At 61.9% G+C, this 23,827-nt stretch carries 27 protein-coding genes and 1 tRNA gene; 13 read left to right on the forward strand and 15 right to left on the reverse strand.

The window, feature by feature from the left end; translation table 11 throughout:
- Window positions 1-622: 622 nt before the first annotated feature.
- Both SJY18_RS04170 and SJY18_RS04175 read right to left on the reverse strand, forming a co-directional pair.
- The gene (locus tag SJY18_RS04170) at window positions 623-1,288 is read right to left on the reverse strand and encodes an SDR family oxidoreductase (RefSeq protein ID WP_363581633.1); all 666 of its coding nucleotides are present in this window, start codon (window positions 1,286-1,288) and stop codon (window positions 623-625) included.
- Window positions 1,289-1,358: 70 nt separating this feature from the next.
- Complete coding sequence (locus SJY18_RS04175; protein ID WP_396668491.1) at window positions 1,359-1,844, reverse strand: tetratricopeptide repeat protein; 486 nt, start codon at window positions 1,842-1,844, stop codon at window positions 1,359-1,361.
- Between the two features lie 13 nt (window positions 1,845-1,857).
- Between SJY18_RS04175 and SJY18_RS04180 the strand changes: the two genes are divergently transcribed.
- Window positions 1,858-2,169: a CYTH domain-containing protein gene (locus tag SJY18_RS04180; protein ID WP_396668492.1), complete on the forward strand. Its 312-nt coding sequence runs from the start codon at window positions 1,858-1,860 to the stop codon at window positions 2,167-2,169.
- A gap of 493 nt (window positions 2,170-2,662) precedes the next feature.
- Here SJY18_RS04180 and SJY18_RS04185 read toward each other — a convergent pair whose 3' ends face one another.
- From SJY18_RS04185 to SJY18_RS04200, 4 genes are all read right to left on the reverse strand, one after another.
- Window positions 2,663-3,112: a hypothetical protein gene (locus SJY18_RS04185; protein ID WP_396668493.1), complete on the reverse strand. Its 450-nt coding sequence runs from the start codon at window positions 3,110-3,112 to the stop codon at window positions 2,663-2,665.
- 9 nt (window positions 3,113-3,121) lie between these two features.
- A complete protein-coding gene (locus SJY18_RS04190) occupies window positions 3,122-3,583 on the reverse strand; it encodes a hypothetical protein (protein ID WP_337338535.1) in 462 nt (153 codons plus the stop codon).
- Window positions 3,584-3,753: 170 nt separating this feature from the next.
- A complete protein-coding gene (locus tag SJY18_RS04195) occupies window positions 3,754-4,509 on the reverse strand; it encodes a hypothetical protein (protein ID WP_337338534.1) in 756 nt (251 codons plus the stop codon).
- Complete coding sequence (locus tag SJY18_RS04200; protein ID WP_337338533.1) at window positions 4,493-5,083, reverse strand: sigma-70 family RNA polymerase sigma factor; 591 nt, start codon at window positions 5,081-5,083, stop codon at window positions 4,493-4,495. Before SJY18_RS04200 ends, SJY18_RS04195 begins: the two co-directional genes overlap by 17 nt.
- Window positions 5,084-5,325: 242 nt before the next feature.
- On the opposite strand from SJY18_RS04200, the gene SJY18_RS04205 reads away from it, so the two are divergent.
- On the forward strand, window positions 5,326-5,535 hold the full coding sequence (locus SJY18_RS04205) for a hypothetical protein (protein ID WP_396668494.1): 210 nt from the start codon (window positions 5,326-5,328) through the stop codon (window positions 5,533-5,535).
- Between the two features lie 123 nt (window positions 5,536-5,658).
- On the opposite strand, the gene SJY18_RS04210 is transcribed toward SJY18_RS04205, so the two are convergent.
- A complete protein-coding gene (locus SJY18_RS04210; protein WP_396668495.1) occupies window positions 5,659-6,606 on the reverse strand; it encodes a hypothetical protein in 948 nt (315 codons plus the stop codon).
- Window positions 6,607-6,737: 131 nt separating this feature from the next.
- Here SJY18_RS04210 and SJY18_RS04215 point away from each other — a divergent pair, with 131 nt between their 5' ends.
- Window positions 6,738-7,064, forward strand: a complete 327-nt coding sequence (locus SJY18_RS04215) for a PadR family transcriptional regulator (protein ID WP_396668496.1) — start codon at window positions 6,738-6,740, stop codon at window positions 7,062-7,064.
- Entirely contained in the window at window positions 7,061-7,810 is a 750-nt protein-coding gene (locus SJY18_RS04220; protein ID WP_396668497.1) for a hypothetical protein, read from the forward strand. The genes SJY18_RS04215 and SJY18_RS04220 overlap by 4 nt, the downstream gene beginning before the upstream one ends.
- A gap of 75 nt (window positions 7,811-7,885) precedes the next feature.
- Here SJY18_RS04220 and SJY18_RS04225 read toward each other — a convergent pair whose 3' ends face one another.
- Complete coding sequence (locus SJY18_RS04225; protein ID WP_396668498.1) at window positions 7,886-8,041, reverse strand: hypothetical protein; 156 nt, start codon at window positions 8,039-8,041, stop codon at window positions 7,886-7,888.
- On the opposite strand from SJY18_RS04225, the gene SJY18_RS04230 reads away from it, so the two are divergent.
- Both SJY18_RS04230 and SJY18_RS04235 read left to right on the forward strand, forming a co-directional pair.
- Window positions 8,028-8,246 carry a hypothetical protein gene (locus SJY18_RS04230; protein WP_337338531.1) on the forward strand — a complete coding sequence of 73 codons (219 nt, stop codon included), beginning with the start codon at window positions 8,028-8,030 and terminating at the stop codon, window positions 8,244-8,246. The genes SJY18_RS04225 and SJY18_RS04230 overlap by 14 nt on opposite strands.
- Before the next feature lie 280 nt (window positions 8,247-8,526).
- Window positions 8,527-9,180: a hypothetical protein gene (locus tag SJY18_RS04235; RefSeq protein WP_396668499.1), complete on the forward strand. Its 654-nt coding sequence runs from the start codon at window positions 8,527-8,529 to the stop codon at window positions 9,178-9,180.
- Between the two features lie 189 nt (window positions 9,181-9,369).
- Here the strand turns inward: SJY18_RS04235 and SJY18_RS04240 are convergent, their stop codons facing one another.
- Both SJY18_RS04240 and SJY18_RS04245 read right to left on the reverse strand, forming a co-directional pair.
- Window positions 9,370-9,561: a hypothetical protein gene (locus tag SJY18_RS04240; RefSeq protein ID WP_396668500.1), complete on the reverse strand. Its 192-nt coding sequence runs from the start codon at window positions 9,559-9,561 to the stop codon at window positions 9,370-9,372.
- A 251-nt stretch (window positions 9,562-9,812) separates the two neighbouring features.
- Window positions 9,813-10,211 (reverse strand): hypothetical protein, encoded by a 399-nt coding sequence (locus SJY18_RS04245; RefSeq protein ID WP_396668501.1) that lies wholly within the window; start codon window positions 10,209-10,211, stop codon window positions 9,813-9,815.
- Between the two features lie 377 nt (window positions 10,212-10,588).
- On the opposite strand from SJY18_RS04245, the gene SJY18_RS04250 reads away from it, so the two are divergent.
- Window positions 10,589-11,053 carry a peptidoglycan-binding protein gene (locus tag SJY18_RS04250; RefSeq protein WP_396668502.1) on the forward strand — a complete coding sequence of 155 codons (465 nt, stop codon included), beginning with the start codon at window positions 10,589-10,591 and terminating at the stop codon, window positions 11,051-11,053.
- A gap of 218 nt (window positions 11,054-11,271) precedes the next feature.
- The gene (locus SJY18_RS04255; RefSeq protein ID WP_396668503.1) at window positions 11,272-11,703 is read left to right on the forward strand and encodes a hypothetical protein; all 432 of its coding nucleotides are present in this window, start codon (window positions 11,272-11,274) and stop codon (window positions 11,701-11,703) included.
- A 511-nt stretch (window positions 11,704-12,214) separates the two neighbouring features.
- Here SJY18_RS04255 and SJY18_RS04260 read toward each other — a convergent pair.
- Together SJY18_RS04260 and SJY18_RS04265 are read right to left on the reverse strand one after the other, a co-directional pair.
- Window positions 12,215-12,796, reverse strand: coding sequence for a PH domain-containing protein (locus tag SJY18_RS04260; protein WP_396668504.1), 582 nt, complete (start codon window positions 12,794-12,796; stop codon window positions 12,215-12,217).
- Window positions 12,797-13,041: 245 nt separating this feature from the next.
- Window positions 13,042-13,440 (reverse strand): VOC family protein, encoded by a 399-nt coding sequence (locus SJY18_RS04265; protein WP_396668505.1) that lies wholly within the window; start codon window positions 13,438-13,440, stop codon window positions 13,042-13,044.
- Between the two features lie 959 nt (window positions 13,441-14,399).
- On the opposite strand from SJY18_RS04265, the gene SJY18_RS04270 reads away from it, so the two are divergent.
- The 3 genes from SJY18_RS04270 to SJY18_RS04280 all read left to right on the forward strand — a co-directional run bounded on the left by SJY18_RS04270 (window position 14,400) and on the right by SJY18_RS04280 (window position 18,689).
- Entirely contained in the window at window positions 14,400-14,750 is a 351-nt protein-coding gene (locus SJY18_RS04270) for a hypothetical protein (RefSeq protein ID WP_396668506.1), read from the forward strand.
- Between the two features lie 1,009 nt (window positions 14,751-15,759).
- The gene (locus SJY18_RS04275) at window positions 15,760-16,752 is read left to right on the forward strand and encodes a tyrosine-type recombinase/integrase (protein ID WP_396668507.1); all 993 of its coding nucleotides are present in this window, start codon (window positions 15,760-15,762) and stop codon (window positions 16,750-16,752) included.
- A complete protein-coding gene (locus SJY18_RS04280; RefSeq protein ID WP_396668508.1) occupies window positions 16,749-18,689 on the forward strand; it encodes a hypothetical protein in 1,941 nt (646 codons plus the stop codon). The genes SJY18_RS04275 and SJY18_RS04280 overlap by 4 nt, the downstream gene beginning before the upstream one ends.
- 252 nt (window positions 18,690-18,941) lie before the next feature.
- Here the strand turns inward: SJY18_RS04280 and SJY18_RS04285 are convergent.
- A tRNA-Pro gene (locus SJY18_RS04285) sits at window positions 18,942-19,015 on the reverse strand.
- Between the two features lie 142 nt (window positions 19,016-19,157).
- On the opposite strand from SJY18_RS04285, the gene SJY18_RS04290 reads away from it, so the two are divergent.
- Complete coding sequence (locus tag SJY18_RS04290; protein WP_396668509.1) at window positions 19,158-19,880, forward strand: lysoplasmalogenase family protein; 723 nt, start codon at window positions 19,158-19,160, stop codon at window positions 19,878-19,880.
- A gap of 12 nt (window positions 19,881-19,892) precedes the next feature.
- Window positions 19,893-20,282, forward strand: a complete 390-nt coding sequence (locus SJY18_RS04295; RefSeq protein ID WP_337337686.1) for an RNA-binding S4 domain-containing protein — start codon at window positions 19,893-19,895, stop codon at window positions 20,280-20,282.
- On the opposite strand, the gene SJY18_RS04300 is transcribed toward SJY18_RS04295, so the two are convergent.
- Both SJY18_RS04300 and SJY18_RS04305 read right to left on the reverse strand, forming a co-directional pair.
- Entirely contained in the window at window positions 20,279-21,184 is a 906-nt protein-coding gene (locus SJY18_RS04300; RefSeq protein ID WP_396668510.1) for an NUDIX domain-containing protein, read from the reverse strand. The two genes, SJY18_RS04295 and SJY18_RS04300, sit on opposite strands and share 4 nt — an antisense overlap.
- 48 nt (window positions 21,185-21,232) lie before the next feature.
- Complete coding sequence (locus tag SJY18_RS04305; protein ID WP_396668511.1) at window positions 21,233-23,713, reverse strand: FAD-dependent oxidoreductase; 2,481 nt, start codon at window positions 23,711-23,713, stop codon at window positions 21,233-21,235.
- Window positions 23,714-23,827: the final 114 nt, after the last annotated feature.

Raw genomic sequence — 23,827 nt, forward strand, 5'->3', positions numbered from 1 at the left:
TGTATCTGCGAGGCGGCGCCGACTCTGCGGAGTTATGGGAACCATTCAAAGGTCATCGCGCCCGACCCCGGCCACGAGCAGGTCTGCTTCTTGCCGGTCCGTCGACTGCGGACGCGTTGCTACTCGCGCGTATCAATCAGCTTCCCGATACGTGCTGCCTTGGTGTCCCATAACTAATGGTGAGTACTCGAATCCAAGCACTAGCTTGTGACACATAGTTACGGGACTCACGATCACGTAGAAAGTCGCTGGAGGCGCCGCGGTTGCTCAGTCGATTCTGGAAAGTCCTGAAACTCTAGGGTTTCGAGACGCTCAGTCGCGTGTAACGCAGGGTGAGCGAATCCGAACCGGGCGGGTCAAGCGGGAAACAGACGGGGTGCGAGGCACACAGTTCCAACGTGAGGAAGCCGTCTACCTCGCACTCACGGCTGGTAGTGGCGAGGGGGGCGATTCGAGCGACGATCGAGTCAAACAGGGAGGCGGGGCAACGGGATGCATGAGCCAGACCCCACTGACATCGACCTCCCTGTCACTCAACCGATCGACCTGACCTGGTTGGTCACGGAAACTTTGAAGTCCGATCACCGAGGGATCCCTCATCGCAGGCTCAGAACACTCGGCGTCAGTATCTGGCGGAGAAACCGCCGTCCGTTTTGAGTAGCTGGCCTGAGACCCATCGGCCCTCCTCCGAGAGAAGGAACGATGTCACCGCGGCAATGTCTTTGGGAGTGCCGATCCTGCCGAGCGGGTGATGGGAAGTCATGCCGTCGCGCAGGTCATCATCCATCCATCCCGTATCGATCGGCCCGGGGTTGACCACATTCGCGGAAATGCCGATCGGTCCAAGCTCCCGCGCGGCGGAGATGACGATCCGGTCGAGTGCACCCTTGGAGGCGCCGTAGGGCAGGTTGCCGGTTGTGTGATCGCTCGTGAATGCCACGATGGCTCCGCCGCTCTGTGAGGCCTGTCGTGCGAAGGCGGCGATCAGGAGGAGGGATGCTCGGGCGTTCACTGCGACGTGGGCATCGAAGCTCGCTGCCGTCGTGTCGAGGATGCCTGACTCGACGTCATGGGCGTGGCTGAGTACGAGGCCGCTCAGTTTGCCACGCTCTTCGGTTACCCGTTTGATGAGTTCGGATGGGCCCTCAGAAGTTGATAGATCGCATGGGTAGTCTCCGGCGTGGAGGTCGCTGGTCACGACTTCCCATCCGTCGGCGATCAGGCGTGGGACTACGCCGGCGGCGATGCTGTTGGCGCGTGCCGCGCCGGTAACGAGAACAAGGACCATGACCGCACTCTATCCTCAGCTTCCTGCGCCGGTGTTTCACGCGCGCAAGCGGATCGTCGACAGCCTCGGACTATACGTCGGGCGCCAGTTCCGCGGCGTAGTCGCTAGCAGCGCGACCGTACATCGGCAGATGCGGGGCAAGGGCTGTCAGCGCGGTCCGCAACGCGTCGTTGGGCCGACCCGCGATGTGAAGCGCAAGAGCAAGGAATGCGGCAGGTGCATCACCGAGCTCGGGAGCATCGAGCTGCTCGAGCAGGCCGATCGACTCGTCGACGAAGCCGAGGTTTCGCAGCGTGCTCGCGAGTTGAAGCGTGACCTGGTGTTGTTCCTCAAGCCCCAAACCAGCGTCCAGCGCACGGCGATATGGTTCGACAGCTTGGGCGCTGAGATCGAGCGCATCATGAACGCCGCCCCACTCGGCCAGCGCTCGTGCGTCTCCCTCGGGGCGCTCTTCAACGAGCGCTCGCATGCCGGCCAGCATGTCCTGAGGCTTGCTGTCATCGAAAGTCTCCCAGAACGCCTCAACCCGGGAATCCCACTCAGCCTTTTCATTCACGTGGCAATGATAGTTGACCGCACTCACTCATACCGGCGTGATCGCAGTGTTCACGCGCACCATGCCCACCCACGGACGCTGCCCCTATGCGGCGGCTGGCCGAGTTCGTAAGCACCGCGTTGCGTTTATCGCCGGTCGAACCCGCATCCATTTGGATCGCGTCGAAGACCTTGGTGACTTCATCGAACTAGAAGTGGCGATCGACGACCCTGCAGACATCGACGGTGCAACTAGTGAGGCGCAGTCAATCATGGCGACTCTCGGCATCGAGTCGTCCCAGCTCGTCTCGACCGCTTACGTCGACCTCGCCAAAGACTCCCGATAGGCCGTGCATTTTCCGGGCGCGTTAAGAGCGTGTCGCAAGCAGCGAGTGGGGCCGGATGACGGCGTCAATCGAGCGTCGCTATTCGATCACAGGGCCATCTCACTGACCGATCCGCGCAGGGACGATTCGCCGCGTCAAACTGTCTCGCAACCCAAGCGTCTCGAAACCCATGGGATACGGGACAATTGCCCCGCCATGTGACATCGGCCGACGCTCATGAGTGTTGAGGACTTCGACAGAAGTGTCGACGACGTCGGACATCGAGGTGTGCGCCAGGTCGTAGGCGAGCTGCGTCCGCTGCTCTTCGGTGAGGTTGGCGCAGTATTGCGCGGGGCGGATCGAGCGAACTTATCCCTTGATTTCAGCGTCAGTCTCTGCGTTTCCGATGCCGACCAACTTGCTGCACTTTGACCAGTCCCGCTCTGCTGTGTCAGGAGAGAGGAGAGCTTGCCGCCGGCGACCGCGAGTCGGCCGCCGGAGGCAAGCCTCCTTGCTATTTACGCCCGTCTACGAGAAATGTCCCCACGACCGTTCTCCCGTCCTGCTCGTAGACAGTGACCGGGATCGGCTCCGCGCTCCGTGCTTCTTGCCATGCGAGCGCTTCCTCCGGCGACTTGAACGTGGCTACCGCAGCTGCGCCGGTAGCGATATCGAGCTCCGACTTTATGACGTAGCCGATTTTGCCGTTCGTGGCCATCGCCTCAATCAGGTCAGGTTCGAGTTCGGGGGTCGGTGCGAGTGCAGCGGACCCGTAAGTCTGCCCGGCATGGTTTGTGTTGTAGTCCGGCTTCGGCATCGTCTGCTCGTCGCCATCTTCGGTGGTGACTCCCCACGGGGCGAGTATTCCGCTGGTCTGCGCGACCGCTGCACCCCCGACCGATCCGACGGTGAGTGCACCGAGCGCGACGCCGACAGCGAGGATGATTTTGCTGATTCGCGTCATGATCTGCTCCTAAGAGGTCTGGTTGGGGCTTTGAAAGGTATAGTGCGCGTTGTACCCGGATCCGTTCCAGCCATAGGTAACCCCATAGCTTTTCCAAGTGCCTGATGAGTACCTGGTCGTTCCGGTCCCGATGGAAGTCGCCGACCCGCCGTTGTATTGCGTCCCGCCCTCCTGAATGAGAGTTGACCCACTGAACAGGCGTGCGCGGAGACCGATCCAGCCGCCGGGCACTGAGCCGCTTGTGGCCCAGACAGTTGTGCCGGCGACAGCTTTTCCGGCTGAGGTGCTGATCGTGGCCTGGTTTCGGTAGCTCACTCCACCGTCGGTGTAGTAGCCGTAGCTACTGGAGGCTGTGCCCGCGTTGGCCGCAACGGGAGCGTACGCGGTGGCGAAGCCGAACATCGCCATGATGAGTGCTACCAGCACCAATCGGCGCCGAGCTGCTGATTGAGGTGAAACTGCTGATTCCATCGTTTCCTCTTCCGCTGATCTGTGAGGACGAATTTGCCCGTCACCGGACGGTAGCAGCGGAATCGAAAGTTCCGCAAGGGACGTTTTGCAGGTCTGATCAGGCTTTTATTCACCAAAAGCAAACCTTTCGCTGAAGGGTTTGCGAGAGGCGTTGACACCATGGGAGATTTTTACCGGGTGATATCGAAACCACCGATCTGAGTAGTGCCGTCCGACTCGAATACGGGAATAGTCACTGTCGTTCCGCGCATCTCCTTCTGCCACTCGAGCGCGTCCGCCGGGGAATCAAAGCCGTGTGCGTTCGGGTCACCGTCCGCGTAGGCGATGTCGGTTGCGTACGCATAGCCGTTCTTCCCATTGGTCGCTTCCACTGCAACGAGGTCCGGAGCCCCCAAATCGTTGATGGCCCCGTAGGTGTCGCCGTTCTCATTGGTCGCCCACGGGCTCGTGTTCTTGTTGACGTACGCCGCGCGCAACTCCCACCCACCGTCCGGTGGGTTGACTTGAACGGTGAGGCGACCGCCTGGCACGGCCGCGATCGGAAGGTCGAAGGTGGTGGCAGACTGAATATCGCTGCCATCGCAGGTGATCGCTATGTCTGCGATAGTGAACGCCCCGGGCGTAGTGCACTTGAACTCGACTGCCAGGTCTGTTGTGTTGTCCGGAACAGCCCCAAGTTGCGTGTCAGCGGGCCCGGTTCCCGTGAAGGTCATCTCCTCGCTCAGCGCGACCACAACCGGCGCACCGGGCAGTCCAAGGATTGCGGCAGTCGCGACACCAACGCCCGAGAGAATCAAGACACCCGTGAACGTCGCGGCAGTAAGCTTCCACCGTCGGCTGCGCCGCGGCGGTAGCCGCACGAAGTCGACGAGCTCGCCGCGGAGAGCGGCACCGAACGCAGAGTTGAGTTCAAGAGCGGAGCTCATCGGGCACCTCCAAAGGAATCGATCCGAGCTGGTCACGGAGACGGGACTTGATGCGGTGCAATCGCGTCCTCGCCGCGCCGGGTGTCAAGCCAACCGCAGTCGCGGCAGTCGCGACGGGCATGCCTTCGACGGCGGTGAGCATCAGGAGTGCATGATCGGACGACGACAGCGCCCGCAGCGATGGGACTACGGTCGATAGTCTCCGTTGCGCGTCAAGGCGTGCGACGGAGAGCGCCTCCACCTCGTCGACTGTGGGGGCTTCCCGCGGGAGCCGATCCAGCACCGCGCGGTACCGGCGGCGAGAGCGGCCAAGGTTCCGTGCGACGTTAGTCGCCGTCACCAGCAACCACGGCAGCACGGACCCGTCGACGAGGACCACACGGTTTCGAAGCCGCCACAGCTCAAGAAATGCCCCCGCGGTAGCATCCTCCGCGTCTTCGCGTGTGCCGAGGTGCCACACGGTGTGGCGGTAGACCCGGTTCCGGTGCAAATCGAACAATCGGGCGAACGACCCCTCATCGCCTTTGCGCGAGAGCGCCCACAGCGCTGACTCGTCGTCTAGTTCGCCATTCATACTCTGAAATGTCCGTAGATGTAGGAAGCGTTACACGGCGACCACAAGCGTCAACGCGCATTGGAGGCCGACTCAGATGGATTCCGAAGGTGAAGACGTAAGCTTCGAGTCCGCGGCATGACTCTGAGGGCAACCGACTCTGGAACCCAACAGGTGGGCAAGCTAATTGTCACCGATTCGATTGTCATGCCTTTGCATCAGATGGCAATATCGCTTGTTTGACTGGCGGAGAGACGATATTGGTGGTTGCGATATTCATCAACTTGGTCGGCGCACTGGACACTTTGGCCGTGCTCGTACTCATCGCAGGGCGATGGATTTTGCCCACGCTGCGCGCCCGAGCAGTGCTGTCCGTGGCCGGGGCCGGTCTGCGGCTTTCGTGGTCGCTCGCCGGGCCGGTGTTCCTCTCACCGGCGACGGACACCACGGCGCGACTCATACTCGCCGCATAGCAAGTCGGCGTCCCGAAGAACGCCGAGCCTCGTTCAATCTCAACCGGGCCTGGGCGCACAAGAGGCCCCACCGGGTTCGCCGGTGGGGCCTCTCAGATCGTCAGGCGATGAGCACCCCAGTCATTAGTTGCAGGCGGAGGCGATGAACCCGGCCAGCCCCTTGTCGGCAGCGCTCGTCTCCAGGTTCCACGGGGACTTGAGCGCCCCGCCGACCATGTGGCAGCCGATCTGGTTGCGGGTAGTGGACTTGTTGATCTTCGCCTTATTCGTCGAGTTCACCTGGGCGTTCGCAAGCTCTGTTTGCGCCGCTCCCTGCCAAGCCGCCGCGCAAACAACGTTGCCGGGGCATGCAGCCTTGGCAAAAAGTGTCGGCGTCATCGCAATGCGCGTGATACCGGTGTACCAAGCCCACGACTCTGTCCACGTGCCGCCTAGCCACGGGTCTGCCACAACTGGGTAGGCGTTTGATGCATCGTGAGCGACATGCTGGACGAGGTCGTTGCCGTCGACCGTGTAGGTGGTGGTCACCGCAGCACCGTTGGCATCCACCGCCCACGGAGCGAGGATCGCGTAAAGAACGCTGCCATCGGCGGCGGTCACTGCCACGCCACCATCGTCGACGGATTCGAGCGTGGCACCGGCGGGCAGATCCAGCTCATAGCGGTACTCCGTCGGACTCGACGCGCCGTCGATGACGGAGATCAACTGCACCGAACCGTCGTCCTTCACCACCGGCACTGCCGTCGACCCGTCCCCGCCATCAAAGCCAACGAGGCCCCCTCCGACTGTGACTGCATCGGCTGCCGTGCCAGGAAGAGTCACCCCGATCTCGACCGCACCAGAATCGATCACCACAGGGTCCGCGGAGTTACCCGGGACGGTCACCCCCACTGAGGCCGGGTCCGCGTTGTCAGAGAGGACATCAGGCGCCTCGTCAGTCTGAGCCGTCACCGCCAATGCGGCCAGAACGTCGCCGTCGTCTTCGCTTGCAGCGGCAGCCGTCGCCCCCAACGACGCCAGAAGAAGACCCCCAACGGCCGTAGCGACCACTCCAACACGCAGTCGTCTCATCATCACAAACCAACCCCCATCTGCCCTACTCGCCGACTCTCGGCGAGAACTCAGCATCACTCTAATCAACCAAAGCTCCGCTTCTCCATATATTCCAATTGGATAGAATATAGAACTGCTACCATGAGCGCATGAGCGTCACTGATCTGCAGTTCGCGGTCCTGTCCTCGCTGGCAGCAGGCCGCCGCCACGGCTACGGTCTGCTGCGCGACGCAGAGGAGCAGCTCGAGAAGTCCTTGCCTGTCGCCACCGCGTACGCGGCGCTAGAGGTCATGGTCAGCAAGGGGTGGATCACCCCCGACGGTGAGGAAGTCGTCCAGAGCCGCACCCGCCGCTACTACGTCCTCTCCCCTACGGGAGCGCAGACCTTGGAAGCACGCGCGGACCAGCTGGAGTCGCAGGCGCGCCTCGCGCACGAGCGACTCCGAAACGCAACCGGGAAGGCGGCCACCGCATGACCACTCTCGAGCAGGATGTCGAACGAATGCTGCGGTGGTACCCGCGGCGCTGGCGTCAGCAGCACGGGGACGCACTCATCGGCCTGCACATGGACCGCGCCGAGGAAGCCGGCGACGCAGCCAAACTCAGCCCCGAGGATCAAGCGGCCATGCGCGCGGCGGGACTCTTCGAGCGCACCCGCCATACCCTTCCCATCATCACCGCTGCACTCGGGACCGCCGCCATCGTGGTCGGGTACATTCTCGCGCTCGGAGGCAACAACGCCATCGGCAACCCCTTGTGGCTCTTCGCCGGCCCGCTCCTGCTAAGCCTCTCCCTATGGAGCCTCCGCGCCTCCCACGACGGACGGTGGAGCGTCCAGACCGTTGTTCCTGCACTCGCCTCCGCGTTCGCTGCCCTGGCACTCCTCACGACCATGAACATCGCCATCCTTCGCGACGGCACCGGAATCATTCCGAGCGTCGGAAGCCTATGGGCGGTCGGTGCTCTCAGCGCCGCCTTCATCGGTATCGCCGTCGCCGTAGCAGCCGCGCCGAGCTTCCAGCGCGGTGGGATGTCCAAAGACTGGGCCCTCACCGTCGGATTCGCCGCCGGGTTCGTCGGCGCAATTCCGCTCTACCTCGGCCTACTCGCGGGAATCGTCGCCGCAACTGCCGGCGGTGTCCTCCTCTGGCTCACCATCCGCTCAGCCCGCCAGGGAAGCGGCACCACGCTGTTCGGCGCAGAGCAACGCGAACTCGCCTGACCACCAAAACCTCGCCCAGCGTCACACGATGGGCCCCCGCCAGACATTCTGCCGGCGGGGGCCCATCGCTGGGTTTCAGGCGAGCCGTTTGACAAGTCGGTCGATCTGGTCGGGTTGAAAGCCGCTCCAGTGGTCCTGGTCTGAAAGGACTACGACAGGGGCCCCTGTGTAGTCGAGATCTTCGACCACGTCGTCACGAGCTGCGGTATTCTCTCGGATGTTGATCACCATGGAGGGCACCTTGCGCGACCTCACACGTGCGGCCCAACGCGGCGGGCGCTCAACTGTGGACGGCCTCGAAGCCCGGTTCGCTCCGCTCTGGGACCTCATGGCTCGCTGCGGCGGCTATCGCGTCGTGACGCAGCTCGCCGCGATCCTCGGACTGATCGACGCCGTGACCCTCCCCTCCCTCGCCCCGTGCGGCCACCGAACTTGAAGCGATCACGCCACAGCTTGCTGCACGCTGACCGATCGACTTGCGCGCGATCTGCTGCGTCACACTGTCTCATAACCGAACTGTCTCTAAACACATAGGGATTCGAGACAGCCGGCAGCGGCGAGCTGGTGTTGCGTAAGAGGTACCTGAGCGCGAATCTTCAACGGGCGGGGCATACGCGACACCCTCCGGCACCTCGACCTGTAGATACCAGTGACCGTGCGGGAATGTCCGCTGGGCGACCGCCCTTCGGACGCGCCTGTCTGCGTAGTCTCCGTACATGCCCCCATTGCGTCACGAAGTCGACATACGTCCCGCTGAGGCCGTCGCCAACTTGCTCGACCCGCGGGGAGACAGGGTCACATCGGTGATCCCACCCGGCTACGAATCGTACGTTCGCATTCTCAACCCGATTGAACTCAGAGACGGGTCCACCATTTCCTGGACCGAGACCGTGAGCAGAAACGGGTTCAAGCCTCACGCCTGGATGCAGTGGCCCGAATTCAAAGCCAGCAACCAAATTGATTTCTGGAGGGAACCCGAAATGGGAAACCCGCCAATCAGTCTCGTTCGGCACCTCATCGAAGCACTGCAACCGGATCGGAGCACGCACTACTTCGCCTCATGGGCCGGGTACGCCACGGAGATACAAGAACCAACCGTCGAATTCTCCCCATATCACCGTGAAATGGTGCTCTACACAGGCAACCTGGTCGATGAGGACGACTCTCCGCTCCTGCCGACCACCGCGACTGGCCGCGTGCCGATGTACTGGTGGCCCTCGGATCTTCGCTGGCTCCTCGGCCACGACATCTACGCGCGAAGCCTTATCGTCGGCTGCTCCGAGGTCTCAGCGCAGAGAATCCTCGCAGACCCGAACCTCGACGCATACGCAGTGAAGGGCTCAGACAAGGTCCTCAACGAAGAGTTCTGACGCGACCGCAGCACCGGTTGCGAATCACCGCCTGTCGCACGAGCGGATCCGTGTACGGACGATCCGCGGCGTCAAACTGTCTCATATCCGAACTGTCTCTAAACACATGGGATCTAGGACACGGGGCCGCCAAAAATCTCAGGCACCTAGGCACCCGGAGCAGAGCAGTGCCCCTAAAGTGGACGGCGACTACGCCACCGCGATCGCATGGCGGGGCACCGAGCGCTCGCGAGGGGCAACGCCCATAGCGGAGGTAGACGCATTCTCAGGCGACAGCGCGTGTCGCAAGAGAACGGAGGGATTCGCGCTCTCGGCGCCGACCTTCATAGTGCCGAACTGTTCGCCATACGAGTCGAGGATTCGCAGAATGTGCGCGACCAACTCGGGAGCCCACTCGGTCAGGCGCTGCTGTAAATGTGGGGGGCGATGCGTGTGGGCTGCTCGCCGAAGAACACGCGTAGCGGCGCTTTTCAGCGTCGACGACCTTGACGAACGCGGATCCGAAGCGGACCGGCTGGGCTGCGCACCCCAGAACGCTGCTCCATTGCGTCGTGCAGGCCTGCGTATTGCGGCTGCGCGTCGGCGACGACGACCACAAAGAGTCTCGACCTCGAGTTCGCTGATCGCGGCCATCACCGCGACCAGTAGGTTACTGAGCGGCTCTCGTCGAGCGTGAGGACAGAGGGAGGAGATGCACTGCACGGTGGCCACGCTGCCGGACCGGTCCGAGACGTGCTCGAACACTTCACGGGTCCGCCTTCCCAGGCGACTGAGCTCATTGACTTTGTTGCGTCTTCGGGCCTGGCCAGATCGAGCAGCCCGTCACGCCCCGCACGACGCGCAGCCCGACCGGAGACACCCCGCTCGGCAATGATGTGCTCGCGGGCGACGCCAGCCGCGATCAGCACACCATGCTGCCGCTCATTGTTCTGCTCGATCGGGCTCGTGCGCACGAGCCCGAAGCTGCGGGAGTGGGTGAGCATCTCATGGATCGCACCCTGCCAGATACGTTCGACATCTGCGGCTGACATCGCGCACGTTCGTGGCAAGGCCTGCAGGGCAGATCCGGACGTTCCGATCCTCCCGGCGCCCCTGACATCAAAATCTGAAACAACCGTCCAAGTGGTCCCGAATCAGACCGTCACAACACACCGACAACCACCAAGGTGGGTCCAGATCAGACCGTCACGGTGGTACCCAACCAAACTGTCACAGACAGTTGCTGGACGCAGCGTCAGCGCATGTGGTAGTTCTTACCTATCGGTCAGGAATATCCGTTATCACACATGCATTCCAGGTTGAAATCTGGGGATTGGATCTGGAGGCTCCTTTGCGCAGAAGAGGTATCTCGAAATGGAGACGTCAGACCCTGGCAATGGTTCTGGGCGCAGCTGCCGTTGGAGGCCTGGTGCTAGGCGTTCCACAAGCGGCATCGGCCAACATCCCGAACTCAAGCTCTTGCTCCGACACCGTCAGGGGATCGTGGGGCGACGATGAGTGCTGGCTGGGCACCACATGGATGAAATACGGATCCAATGTCGGAGGATTCCAGTTCATACTTGCGGCCAAGGGCTTTGCCCCAGGTCGGGTGGATTGCGGGTTCGGGCAGAACACCCGCGGCGCTACTACCCGGATGCAGCAGGCCAATGGACTGACCGCGGATGGCGTGGTCGGGCCGAAGTCATGGGCTCAAGCACGGAAGTACCTGAGTTGGAGCGGAGTAACAAACGAGAACGGTTCGTACTACAACGTCGGCCTAGACGGCGCCCGGTTTCAGGTGTACTCAAACACCTGGCTCGTTCTTTCTAAGCCGCAGAAGCAATACATAACGATGAGGGCATTCATGAGCGCGTGGACGTGTGGGTTGTCATGATGAAGCGAACAGTTCGATTTGGCCTGCTGACGGTCGCAGCGGTTCTGGGTGCCGGGCTGATCGGTGGGGCGGCAGCAACTGCTCTGCAACCAGCCGCGCTGACTACCCACGCCCTCAAGCCGACCCCAACCGCGACGGAGTCTCCCACCATGAAGCCGGTACCTCCAGTCAAGGGTGTTGACCAGCGCGCGCCACGCGCAGAATCAAAAGGTGACCTCGTGGAGACGATCAAGGAATTGAGCGTCAAGCTCGTTCCGGCTGGAGCCAAGCTTGTAAGAGTGCAAGAGTTCCCAGAACTAAACGCCGCTCTGGCGACCTACGCCGACGATGGCAACGCATACAACATCAGCATTCAGCGCCCGAAAGTGCCTGCCTCGCTTCAGGAAATCGCTGCTGCTGGAGAGATGACGGCGGCCAAACTGGCGACTGGGTCGACACAGATGGAAGTGATCGGCGCCGACTACGAGCAGACTGTCATCGTTCGCGCTTCGGGCCTGACGATAACGGTGTCGCGGACGGGTTCTTTGCCGGCGAAGGCCCAACCGAGTGACTCTGCCCGGGTAACGGCGGAAAAGCTTTCGACCCGCCTGGCTGCGGTAGCGGACACGGATTATCTTGAGAGCCAAGTCCCGTTGGAAATCACTCACTGACCGCACGTCAGTAGCCGAGCCGGTCGACCCAGTGCCGCGGGGTGAGGGGTGAGGTGTGTGCGGTTGTCCTGCCGGGGTTGTGTGTCTCTCGAGACAAAGGGGCCCGAAGCGAATGACCGCGGGCACCTTGTTGTTCACGCCGCGTACTGGCAACGGCTGGCATGGCCTACTAGCAGGGCACATCGTCGTTTCGGTCGGGGCAGTATCAGGCCGTGAGCATCCGCCGGTACGTAGTCGTCACCAGTATCGGGCGATGGCAACCGCGCGCACGTCTGTCGACTCCTCCGCCCAGGTTCTGATCGCATCCACAACGCGCGCTACCTGACGGCGGCGACCCTTCAACCTCATCGTCATCGCACCTCTGCAACATTTTGTCCCAACCAACTCAGGGGACGCTCGCTCACTCAAAGATCTGAGGGCCGCAGACTGTCGCACTGAAGGACCGGCTTGCGGGCGCAAAGTAGGCCCCAGAGCGGTCGGTGGCTACCTCGTATGAACTACGGCCTGAACATCAGCGAAAGATTGTTATCGACGCGATAAACAGGGCGATCACAAGGAAACTCACGCTGACAATCACCCAGTTTGTGTGTCGGATAACAGGCCCTCGCGCAGTGTCCGGAGCCTCACGCACGCGGACGCGCAACTGTTTTGCCCAGCTGGCTGCCGCTGATTGGGAGCCTTGTGAGATTCGTGCGTCATCAGCGCTGCGAACAAAATGACCGCCTTGGGTTGCGGCGTCTGTGCGGCGCCACGCTTCTACAGCAATCCCGTCACCGGATATAGCGGCGGCGGTGACTTTCTTGCCGCCCGTGAGCGTGAGCGTGAACTTGCGTCCACCTTCAACGTCGCGAATTTCGTGCAGCGGTATCCGCCATGTCGCCAACGCATTTCGCACGGTGACAGTCGTCTCATCGACGTCAATTCTGGGCCAACTCCAGATTGCCCACGCGAGCCAGAGCACGACTGACACGAGTCCGAACATCCTCCATGCCGCCCAGTCCTCCGGCGCAAACAGCGCCAGAGCAAACATGGCTGCGACACCAATGGGCGCAATGATGCTGAGCGTTGTGGCTGCACTGTTGCGAGAACTCATGGCCGAGGAGGATGATCCGCGCTGACTGCCCATCATGAAGTCATCGTACAAAGCAGTTACAACCGAACCCATGCCCCGCAAGCCGGTCGGCCACCGCGGCAGCGTTCTTAGCGCACAGGGATCCGTGTACGGGCGATCCGCGGCGTCAAACTGTCTCGTAACCCAAGGTGTCTCGAAACCCATGTGATACGCGACAGTGCGCGGCGGGCGAAGGCTCGGCCCTCGGGCTGTGCATGCGCTCTGGTTCACTCCGGCGAGGCGGTGGCGACGACCTCGGCTTTGAACCCAGCGGAGTTTTCGATCCAGCCTGCGTAGTGGTCCTCGCCTCCCGCATGCGGATAGCGATCGTGATAGAGCAGGTGCCAACCGTGTGTGGGCGCGTCTTCGATGATTGCGTCGACCTCCGACGCAGACTCGGCCTTAAACGCCAAGTGATTCACTCCCGCCCGACGACGGTCGTGCACGGGCGTCGACAGATTGGGCGAAGTCGTGATGGTGAGATATTCTGCGCCGGCGCTCCAGGACTGCCCTTCGGGCCAAGTGCTATCGAGCGCGAAACCTAATCTGCTCAGCAGCCAGCCCCACTCCGCTTGCGCCTCCGCGAAATCTGCAACCCACAATTCGACGTGATGGAAACCTGGCATCTCCCGATTCTTTCAGGCAAGCCGGTGTCTCGAAACCTCGATGTCTCGTAACGCATGAGATGCAACAAAGTCGCGTCCCAGCGGTGTGTCACCGCAGGGACTGGCAAGACGCCCCATATCCCTAGGGTTGCAAGACAATGTGACCGGCCGCGAACGCATAGATCACGTTTTCTAACCTCGCGACGATAGTCGGTGAGGTTTCCAAGCCAGCCGGCGTGACGCCGTTCTGTCAGCGCCACCAGCTCCCGTGCTCGGATCGGAGCAATGTTTGCAACAACTCCGCACGCTCCGCCACCAAGTGGCCTCGTTGAAGGCGGTACAACTGGCGGCCGAGCCAGCGGGCCAGAGCAAACTCGACCGAATCTGCACTAGTCAGGCGTGGCAGGCTGCCCGCCCGCTCTCGATGGACGATGCAGGCAGCCAGATTTGTTTGCCACACGGAGGACCAAGGATCCCAGCGGAACGCCGGAGAAACCTCGAGGCGAGCGTGCTGGTACTCGTTGAGTTGGTCCTCGAATCGGCGCTGATAGCGCGCCCATTCGCCGAGGTTCCGTTCGGTCGCGGGGAGTGTGTCCCGGTTTCGGGTGTTCTCGCGCGGTGTCCGTCCGTGCAGGAACCAATATCCCTCGTACCTATGAAGCTTTAGGCCCCAGTTCGTTGCTCGGAAATGAACGGGTTGCCTCCCGAGAAGAATGCTCTCGATGGCCGCGGCGGAGCGTGCGGCTTCGGCGTCGTCTGGTGCGATAGATCGCCAGAGCAGGTCGGCTTGCGCGTGGAGTTCTGCTGAGGTTGAGATGGCCACAGGATCCTTTCGGGGCGCTGAAGGTGCGTCCACATGGACCTATGCGCGGTGCCTGTTCGCGTGGTGGCCACCCGGCGCGCCGCCCGCACTGTCGTTGAGTCGGTGGACTCCCGCCCAGCTGGGTTTGTAGCGTTGCGGCAACAGAGGGAGGGCCGCGATGCCGAGCGTGAAAGGCGCACTGGTCCAGATCTCGGATGAGATGGAGGGGCTGTTCATCGTTGCCACCGACGACGGCACGACCTACCAGCTAGACCTGCACCATCGGTTCGTGATCGCTTCGTCCGCGGCCGCGGCCGCAGCCGCAGATCCGGCTACCCGGGTGGTGGTTGACGCAGCGCCCGCCAAGCTTCTGACGGTCGCGACATGCCGGCTCGGTGTCCCGATGGTGTTGCTCATCGATCGCGGTATTCCCGGGGTGTGGTTCACACGCCGCGCCACTGCAAACGTTCGACACATCGATGCCGTCGATGCGTCGCTGCGCACGCCGCCAAGACGGATTACGCGATGACAACTCGGGATCCTGAAAAGGAATCAGGCGATCAAGGCGAAACGGGAGCGGCCTCTTTCTCCCCGGTGAAGGCGGCACCGTATTGGGATGTGCTCGAGCCGGTGGTGGTGGCAGCCGTATCGAAAGCGGCGCGAATGACTGGTCGTGATGCAAGTGGGCTGTATCCGGTGGCGACAGCGTTTGTGTTGTGGGCGTGGCAGTCAAAAGGTCTGGAGCTGAGTGTGAATCGCATTTTCAGACGCCCTCTCGTGAGCGAGTTCGTGCACCGCGGAATGGGTTCCTATACGCGTGGCAGCCGTGCGACTTACCGGTCCAAGCTCTTTGCGATCGTAGATGTGCTCACACCTCCGGCAGATCGGCCGTTTCCTATTCCGCGGTCCACGCCGACGGCACCCTACACACCAGCGGAAATTGCCTCGCTTCGCAGTTGGGCTCACAGTCAAGGCAGCGCAGCACGTCGCAAGGACGCGTGGGTGTTGCTCGCTCTCGGGTTCGGTAGCGGTCTCGCCACTCGTGAGCTCCTGTCCGTACGAATCGGCGACGTGGACTTACAGGGGAACAGTGCATATGTCATGGTGTGGGACGGTCGCCCGCGCGTGGTTCCGGTACTGCCCGCGTGGGAGCACGCCATACGAAACGCCACCAACGGCCAAGACGCGAACGGGTGGCTGTTTCGACCTGGCCGGCAAGGAGTGCGAGCCGCGCAGGTGACCGATTTTCTCCACCGCGGCCACACCACCGAGCTCGATGTTCGTCCTGCTCGGATGCGCACGACGTGGATGCTCACACATTTGCAGTCGGGCACTCCACCACAGGACCTCCTCCGGATTGCCGGTTTGGAGCATCTTGCAGCGCTTGACCGCCTGAGGCGATTCCTGCCGCCGCGAGCGCCAAATCCGCCTCGGGCCTGAGTCTCAGACACTGTTGCTGACAACGATGGCGTTCGATGCTGCGACGGATAAGCAACCTCACGCGCGGGCTTTTTTGTCCCGCCGCGTACACGGTCGGTATGAACCAAAACATCCGACTCACAGACATTTCCGCCGAGCTCTCAAGCCTTCGCGCGGCCCACCCTCAACTGCGAGAAGCCCCCTGCAGCATCATCCTTCGATACAAGCCAAATAGTGCTGCGCTGGCTGGTGCATGGGCGGAGGTTCGCCCGTTCACCATCACCACGGCCGCTGAGATGGCCCCGGACACGTTCGACGTGTCGCGCCGTCTCATGACGATGACTGCTCAGTTCCATATCTGGGCATGGTCGCGAACAGGCACGCAGCTGAACGTCCCAGTCGTGTATACGCAGAACAACATCGACCGCTTCCTCAGCACTCATCTGAAGCACCGTTCCCCGCATCACCGGTGGGGTGTGTCTCGTCAACTTGTCAAGGTTGGGCGCGAGCTTGCTGATGCCGACCTCATCGCACTCCCTGCTCCGAACGGCAAGGTACGTGCCCCGTTCGCTCCGAAGCAAATCGCCACGATGCACAGCTGGGCGAATGCCCTCACCACGGTGAAGAAGCGTCAGAACGCGCACGCGCTCCTCGGCCTCGCCGGTGGCGCAGGGCTCACTGCAGCAGAAATCGTCGAAACCCGCGTTACCGACATCATCCGCGTCGACAACGTTGTGCTCATCAATGTGCGCGAAGGAAAATCGCGACTGGTGCCCGTCCGACACGCCTGGGCGCGTGTTCTGCTGCGAAGTATCGAAGGACGCGAGCACACGAACGAGCACCTGTTCCGTGGACACCGATTCGAAGAATATCCACCCCGAACCATCCAGACCTTCCTCACTGACCACCCTGCGAAAGTGCGCCCCACTCCTTCGCTGCTGCGCAACTCCTGGATATTGCACCACATCAACAACGACGTTCCACCACAGGCGCTGATGGAAGCCTCTGGGCTCGATTGCTTCCAAACCCTAGGCCGCTATTACGAACACGCACAAGCACGCAAGCTCAGCGACTACACGAGCATGCTCGTCGGGGCGGAGGCGGCTCGATGAGCGCCGAAGACGTCGACTACTACCAGTCTGGACACAGCGAGCAGTGGGGCGGCATTACCGAAAACGAGATTGTGGCGAGAGGCCGCAATCTTCAGATGTTCGACCCTGCCACCGTCGCGCTCATCGAATCACGTGTACGCCAGGCCCGAATCTTGGAGCAATTCGAGAAGTGGGCAAAAGAGGACGGAGCCGTCGACGGAGTAGGAGGTCGCCCCGTCATGATCTCCTTACGTGCACTACTTACCGCGCTGCTGTTGCTCGCTCACGAAGGTTCACCACTGCACATCAGCCGTGCTGCTCTCGTTCTTCAGCACCGATTGGCGCCGGAGTCACGCGACTTACTCGACCTGCCGCACGCATACTCCGGCTTCGCGTCCCACGTTGCCTCGAACAGGCGTTGGTACACCAACACAATTCGCGCATTTCACCGCATGAAGGACCTCATGGACCCATTCCCGCAAGAGCGCTACACCGCCAAGACCTACGAGCAGATTCAAGAAATCCTCGCCGCACATGACCCGGACCGCGAGGAAAAGTACAAAGCACGCTTGAACGAGTACACGCGTCTGTTCCTGCAAATGACGTTCATGAATCAGCCACGACACGTTCGCCGCGTCTCGAATCAGCTCGATGTGTCGTTCGACCAGACCTACATCGGGACTCCAACCACCAAAGGCTACTCCCGCAAGAACTTAAAACATCGGGTAGCCGAGGAGCAAGCTGCTCTGAGCCTGGGTGAGCGCACTCCCGGGCCCGTGGATGCGTTCGCCGGTTGGCATGTAAAAAGCGGGAAGGCGGAACGTGTCGATAACGAAAAAGGCGAGGTTGACCAGACCACTCCAGGGCGTGGTGAGTTCGCAAGCTACGACTGGGGCTGGGAGGCAAACCTTGCTGTTCGCGTCGATGCGGAAGAGCCCGGCTCCAAGCGGTTCCCCACGCTCGTCGTGGCAGCGTCGCTCAGCATTCCGAACATGGAAGTGGCAGAAGAAGCCGTGCACCTGCTCCAATCCGCCGCGCGACTCGGTCTGAAGCCCGGCATCGCCGATGCCGACAAGCAATACTTCGCGAACAGTAAACCTTTCCGCCTCCTCAAGCCGGCACTAAAAGCTGGCTTCACTCCCTCGACCGACTACAGAGTAGACCGTATGGGCGTAAAAGGTGGCGAGCATGGAGGCTTGTTCGTCGAAGGTGACGTTTACTGCCCCAACACCCCAGCGCCCCTCCTCAGCGTCTCGAAAGACTTCCTGAGCAACGAGATTGATGCCGCGACATTCCGGGCCCGACGCGAAGAACGGAAGGCGTTTCGTCTCCACGTCAAACAGAAGGCGAAGGGCGATGGAAAGACCATGCTGCGGTGCCCCGCCATGGGCCCAAGCCCAACGGTCACCTGCCCACTCCGCGAGCTCGCCCTTAACGCCGCACAGAAGGCACGACCGCACGTTGAACCGGAAACTCTCGAAGAGGAATTCATCGACACAATCTGCAAGCAACACTCTGCAGCATTCGACCTCACCCAGATGCAGTCTCCACCGCAGGCATTCGACTACGGGAGTGAAGAGTGGGAAGTCTTCCACGACCACGCCCGCAACTCTGTCGAATCTGAGAACCAACAACTCAAAGCCTCCGGCGACGAGGACATCGCTACCGCCGCGCGCCGAAAAGTTCGCGGTCTCGCCTCCGCCCAGATAATCGTCACCCTCCTGCTGGTCACACACAACATTCGCAAAATCGCCGCATTCCTTAGCGACAAAGAACGCGACAAGGCCCGCACCACACCGCGGGTACCAATACTTCGACGACGCGACCGCGCTTGGGCAAACCGCTACACCCGCACAACAGGTGACGGCGACATGAGCATCCCGGGCCGCAAGCCACGAAACATCGACGCCAGCCCGCTGGCAACAAGTTCAGACATACTCGCACCAATGCGGACCTAGAGCCGCCGGCTCCTGACACCAGCCGGCGACGATACCGGCAAATCCACCGCTCGCAAGGCAAATCCGGCGCGCCAAAAAAACGCCACAATCATGCCCGACACCCCAAGAACAGGGTGCCCACACACATACGTACCGAGAATCACCACACAACAGAAAGAAAACGAGAAGGGCTCCTGCAAATAGCAGGAGCCCTTCTCATTTTTCCGACGTTCTCAGACCGTTTTGCAATCAGTATTGCCAACAGCCCTTCTGTCGGGATGACAGGATTTGAACCTGCGACCCCTTGACCCCCAGTCAAGTGCGCTACCAAGCTGCGCCACATCCCGTTACCCAGACTCGCATCCGGACAACTCCACTATCCTACCCGCTCGAATTGATGCTCGCGAACCGTTCCACGATATGTCCGCGTTGTCAGCGTACGATGGGGCGGCATCCTCACGACGAGGAACAACATCACGAGGGAGTGCTGTGTCTGCAACTCAGCCCGACGTTTCTGACAGCGCAACGCTTCCTGCCCGCTGGTGGTGGGGGTTCGTGCCGTTCCTGCTCGTCTCACTCGTACATATCGTCGCGCTAACCCTGAACGCCGACGAGATCGCCGCGCCGACCAAGCTTGTGCTCATGCCCGCTCTCATCATCGCGGTGCTGTGGGGCGGGCGCGGATCGACTTGGGGCGTCTCCTACACGCTGCTCTTCGCAGCTCTGGCCTTGTCTTGGCTGGGCGACGGTGCTGGCTTCTTCTTTCCTGACGCACCCACGCTGCCGCTCATGCTGCTTTTCTTCGGCCTGGCGCACCTCTGCTATATCTGGCTCTTCGCGAAGCGGCTTGCGGTGCGCCGATTTCCGCGTTGGTCGGCGATCTATCTGCTCTGGTGGATCGTCACGCTCGCGATACTCTCGCCCGCGCTGCTCGCGCAACCTGGCGGCGGCGCCTGGGTCGCGGCGCTGGGAGCCTATGGCGTCGTGCTCGGTGCAACAGCTGCGACCGCGTCTCGCTGCAATCCAGTCATCGCGACCGGTGCGGCCTTCTTTCTGGCCTCTGACACCCTTCTCGCTTTTCTTCTCTTCACACCCGACGCCATGCCCGCCTGGAGCGACCCCCTCGTGATGCTCACCTACTGCACAGGCCAAGGTCTCATCGCCGCGGGCGTCATCATCGCTGACCGTGCGCTCACCCCACGCTCGCTATGACAGGCTGAATGCATGTCAGATGCCACCGCGCGCGTCGACGCCTGGCTTTGGGCGGTGCGCATTTATAAGACCCGCTCGCTCGCTACCGCAGCGTGCCGCGCGGGGCATGTGCGCGTCGGTGGCGAGAAAGCGAAAGCAGCCCAGCCGGTGAGGCCGGGCGATGAGGTGCGCGTGCGCATCAATGGATTCGACAAGATTCTGGTGGTGCGCCAGACAATTTCGAAGCGGGTCGGCGCGGCGCTAGTGGCAGCATCCGTCGACGATCAGACTCCCCCACCGCCGCCTCGTGAACTCACCGCGTTCGTTCCCACCCGCGACAGAGGCGCTGGCCGACCTACCAAGCGCGACCGCCGAAACATCGAGAAGCTTCGCGGCCGGTACGACGACTACGAGGGTGTCTAGCCAATCTCAAGCTGGTCTAGCAGCCAACGTGCGCCATGAACGGAGGCGCCCAGGGTGATCACTCGTGTGGCAAGCTCACGGTCGCTTGTAACCACGGTGATAACCTCACCCATCCCGACCCTGCGCGCCACCTCGGCAACAATCTGATCGTCGCCAGAGGCTGCCGCGGCAACCACCGCCACCTCATCGTTGCCAGCTGTGCCGCGCGCTTGCCCCTCAACGACGGCCACCCACGACGGAAACCACTTGCGTTCAGGCAATCCGAGAGATTCGCCAGGTACACCACCACGGGTACGCGTGCCGATACGCCCAACCAGCCGTTGAGCGGCACCCGCGCGGTCGCGCCACCAGCCATCGGGCACCGCACCCATCACGTTGGCTACGTCGACCACAACGGTCGGCCGCAGCGCCAACAAGGGGCGAAGCCTTGCCCAAGACAGTTCGAATCCGGGATGCAGCGGGTATGAAGCAACGTCGTCGATCGCAACCCACGACAGCTCGTAGCTTTCAGGATCGCTGATGACCGGCTCGAACGGAACAATGACATCGGCCACAACAGTCGCGTACGACCAATATTCGAGATCGAACACACTCACAAAACGCGGTCGCACCGCGACAGCCGGAACGCCAGCCTCTTCTTCAGACTCGCGCAGCGCACCGAGGATCGCTGATTCGCCCTGATGACGCGCTCCGCCTGGCAGCGCCCAGGTTCCGCCAAAGTGACTCCACGACACCCGGTGTTGCAGAAGCACACCGCGGTCCCCGTCAAGCGCAAGCAACCCTGCCGCGCCGAAACGGCCCCAGTAGCGCTCGCCCGTGGGGGCCACCACCCAGGCGTCACCAGGATCGCGGGGCCCATGCGGGCGACGCGGCTCCCCCGGTACAAGCGGTTCGATCCTCACCCGTCCAGCTTTCCACACGAACGGCTCGTCACCGGCCGCCAGCCAGCATCAGATGAAGAGCGTCGTTCCAGATTTTTGCGCTTCACCCAGGAACGTGGCCACACCACCCAGCTCGATGCCCTCGAGCAGATCTGACTCGGCGATGCCCAGCAGGTCCATCGTCATCGTGCAGCCAATGAGCCGTGCGCCACTGTCACGCGCGGCGTTCATCAGCTCAGGCAATGTCTGCACAGAATGCTCATGCATGACCTTCTTGATCATGGCCGGCCCCATGCCCGCCATGTTCATGGTTGACAGTGGGAGCTTTGCCGGGCCCGATGGCATCATCATGCCGAACATCTTGTCGAGCGACTTGCGCTCGCGCCGTGGCGGGTCTTCACGCCGGAGCGCGTTCAAACCCCAGAAGGTAAAGAACATCGACACCTTCTGCCCCATCGCAAGCGCACCGTTTGCAATAATGAAGGCCGCGAGCACCTTGTCTAGTTCACCCGAGAACACAACGAACGACACTTGGTCGAGATCTTGGACCGGCGCGACAGCAGCAGACGCCGAGTCGTGCTTGCGGAAAGTAGCAACAAATCCAGAGCCCTGCGGTGTCATCGACCTCAGCTCGTGACCCTTGGAAGCAGCCCATGCTGGGCCGTCGGTCGCGAATCCTGGGTCAGACACGCTCACGATGACTTCGCCGCCCGATGACAGCCCATCCATTGCCTTCGCCAACTGCATGATGGGTCCCGGGCAGGCTAGGCCAGTGCAATCGAGTTCGACCATCTCGCCGCTGCCTTGCGCGGCACTGACGATGTCTGCCGCCTCGGCATACGCGATCTCGGGCGTCTTTCCGTCTACATCCACCGGCGCGACGTCATGCCAGAAGCGGAAGGTGTGCGACCCTCCCGAGAGCGTACGAACGTCGTTGAAGCCTCGCTGCACCAGAAGCCGGTAGGCAAGGTAGCTGCGAAAGCCGACCGCACAGTACAACCGGATCGGCACGCTGACGTCCCACTTCTCGGATGCTTCGCGGAGGGTGCCCAGCGGCACATTCACCGCGCCCGGAATGTGCCAGATTTCGTACTCATCAGGCGTTCGCACATCGACGATGCGGGCACCTTCGACTGCTTGCGGAAAGTCTTTGGCGTACCACAGGCGCAGATCGCCGTTCAACACGTTCGTGGCAACGAAGCCCGCCATATTCACCGGGTCTTTTGCAGAGCCGAAGGGCGGCGCGTACGCGAGCTCGAGAGTCTCGAGGTCATGCACGGTCGCGCCCAATCGAATCGCGGTGGCCAGCACATCAAGCCGCTTGTCGACTCCATCGAAACCGGCGATCTGAGCGCCCAACAGCTTGCCACTGTCAGGGGCGAACAACACCTTCATATGCATCATCGACGTGCCGGGGTAGTAACCTGCATGCCCAGAAGGATGAAGGTGCACTGTGCGATACGGGACTCCCTCTCGCTCAAGTTGTCGCTCTGTCGCGCCAGTGCCCCCGGCGGTCATGTCGAAGACCTTCACGATGGACGTACCCTGCGTTGACGAATACTCAGTCTCGCGCCCGCACATATTCTCGGCAGCGACGCGCGCCTGCCGATTCGCTGGCCCCGCGAGGGGGTTCAGCCACGCACCCGGCAACACGGTGTGAGGGGTTTCAACGGCGTCTCCGGCAGCCCAAATGTGGGCATCAGAAGTGCGCATGTGCGTATCGACGGTGATGCCGCCACGTTCGCCGAGCTCAAGACCTGCCGCTCGCGCCAGCGACACGTTCGGACGCACTCCCGCAGACAAGATGACCAAATCAGCGTCGATCGTTTTTCCGCTGTTGAGTTCGACACGGAGCCCACCATCGCGGCTCTGTGTGAACGCGACGGCCGCAGTCGAGAGAATCAGCTCTACACCGCGGCTGCGAAGATGCTGCTCGACGGGAATTGAAACTTCTTTGTCGAGCGGCGGCATGATCTGGTCCGACAGCTCAACAACTGTCACGTCCGCGCCGCGGTGTCGCATGTTCTCAGCCATCTCGAGGCCGATATAGCCAGCACCGATGACGACCGCGCGCACGGCGGACGGTGACGAAGCTGCTTTGGTCAGGGCAGCATCCAAGCGCTCCTTGATGACATCCATGTCATGCACGTTGCGCAAAACGTAAATGCCGGGGAGGTCCGCCCCCGCTAGCGGCAGCTTTGCCGGATCAGCGCCTTGGCACAGCGCCAGCGAGTCATACGACTCCGCGTACTCTCGCCCAGTATTGACATCGCGCACCATAACGGTGCGGGCTGCTGGATCGATACCAATCACGTCGGCGCCGACTCGAACATCGATGTTCAACGACTCACGAAGACTGGCGGGCGTCTGCAACAAGAGCCGACTGCGATCCGTGATCAAACCGCCGATGTGGTACGGCAGCCCACAGTTCGCAAACGATACGTGTTCGCCTCGCTCGAGAACGACGATTTCTGCACTCTCATCCAACCTGCGCGCACGCGCAGCGACAGAGGCGCCTCCGGCTACACCACCAACGACTACGATCTTCATTTTCGGCACACCTTTCCTGTGGTCTGACCACATAGCCAGCGTACTGCCCCGAATGCGAAAGCAACAGGGGTGCCTGTCGCAGCCGCATCCCCCAAAAAACAAATCGGCCCGGCC

This window comes from Microbacterium sp. R86528, assembly GCF_044596335.1.
GTDB lineage: Bacteria > Actinomycetota > Actinomycetes > Actinomycetales > Microbacteriaceae > Microbacterium > Microbacterium marmarense.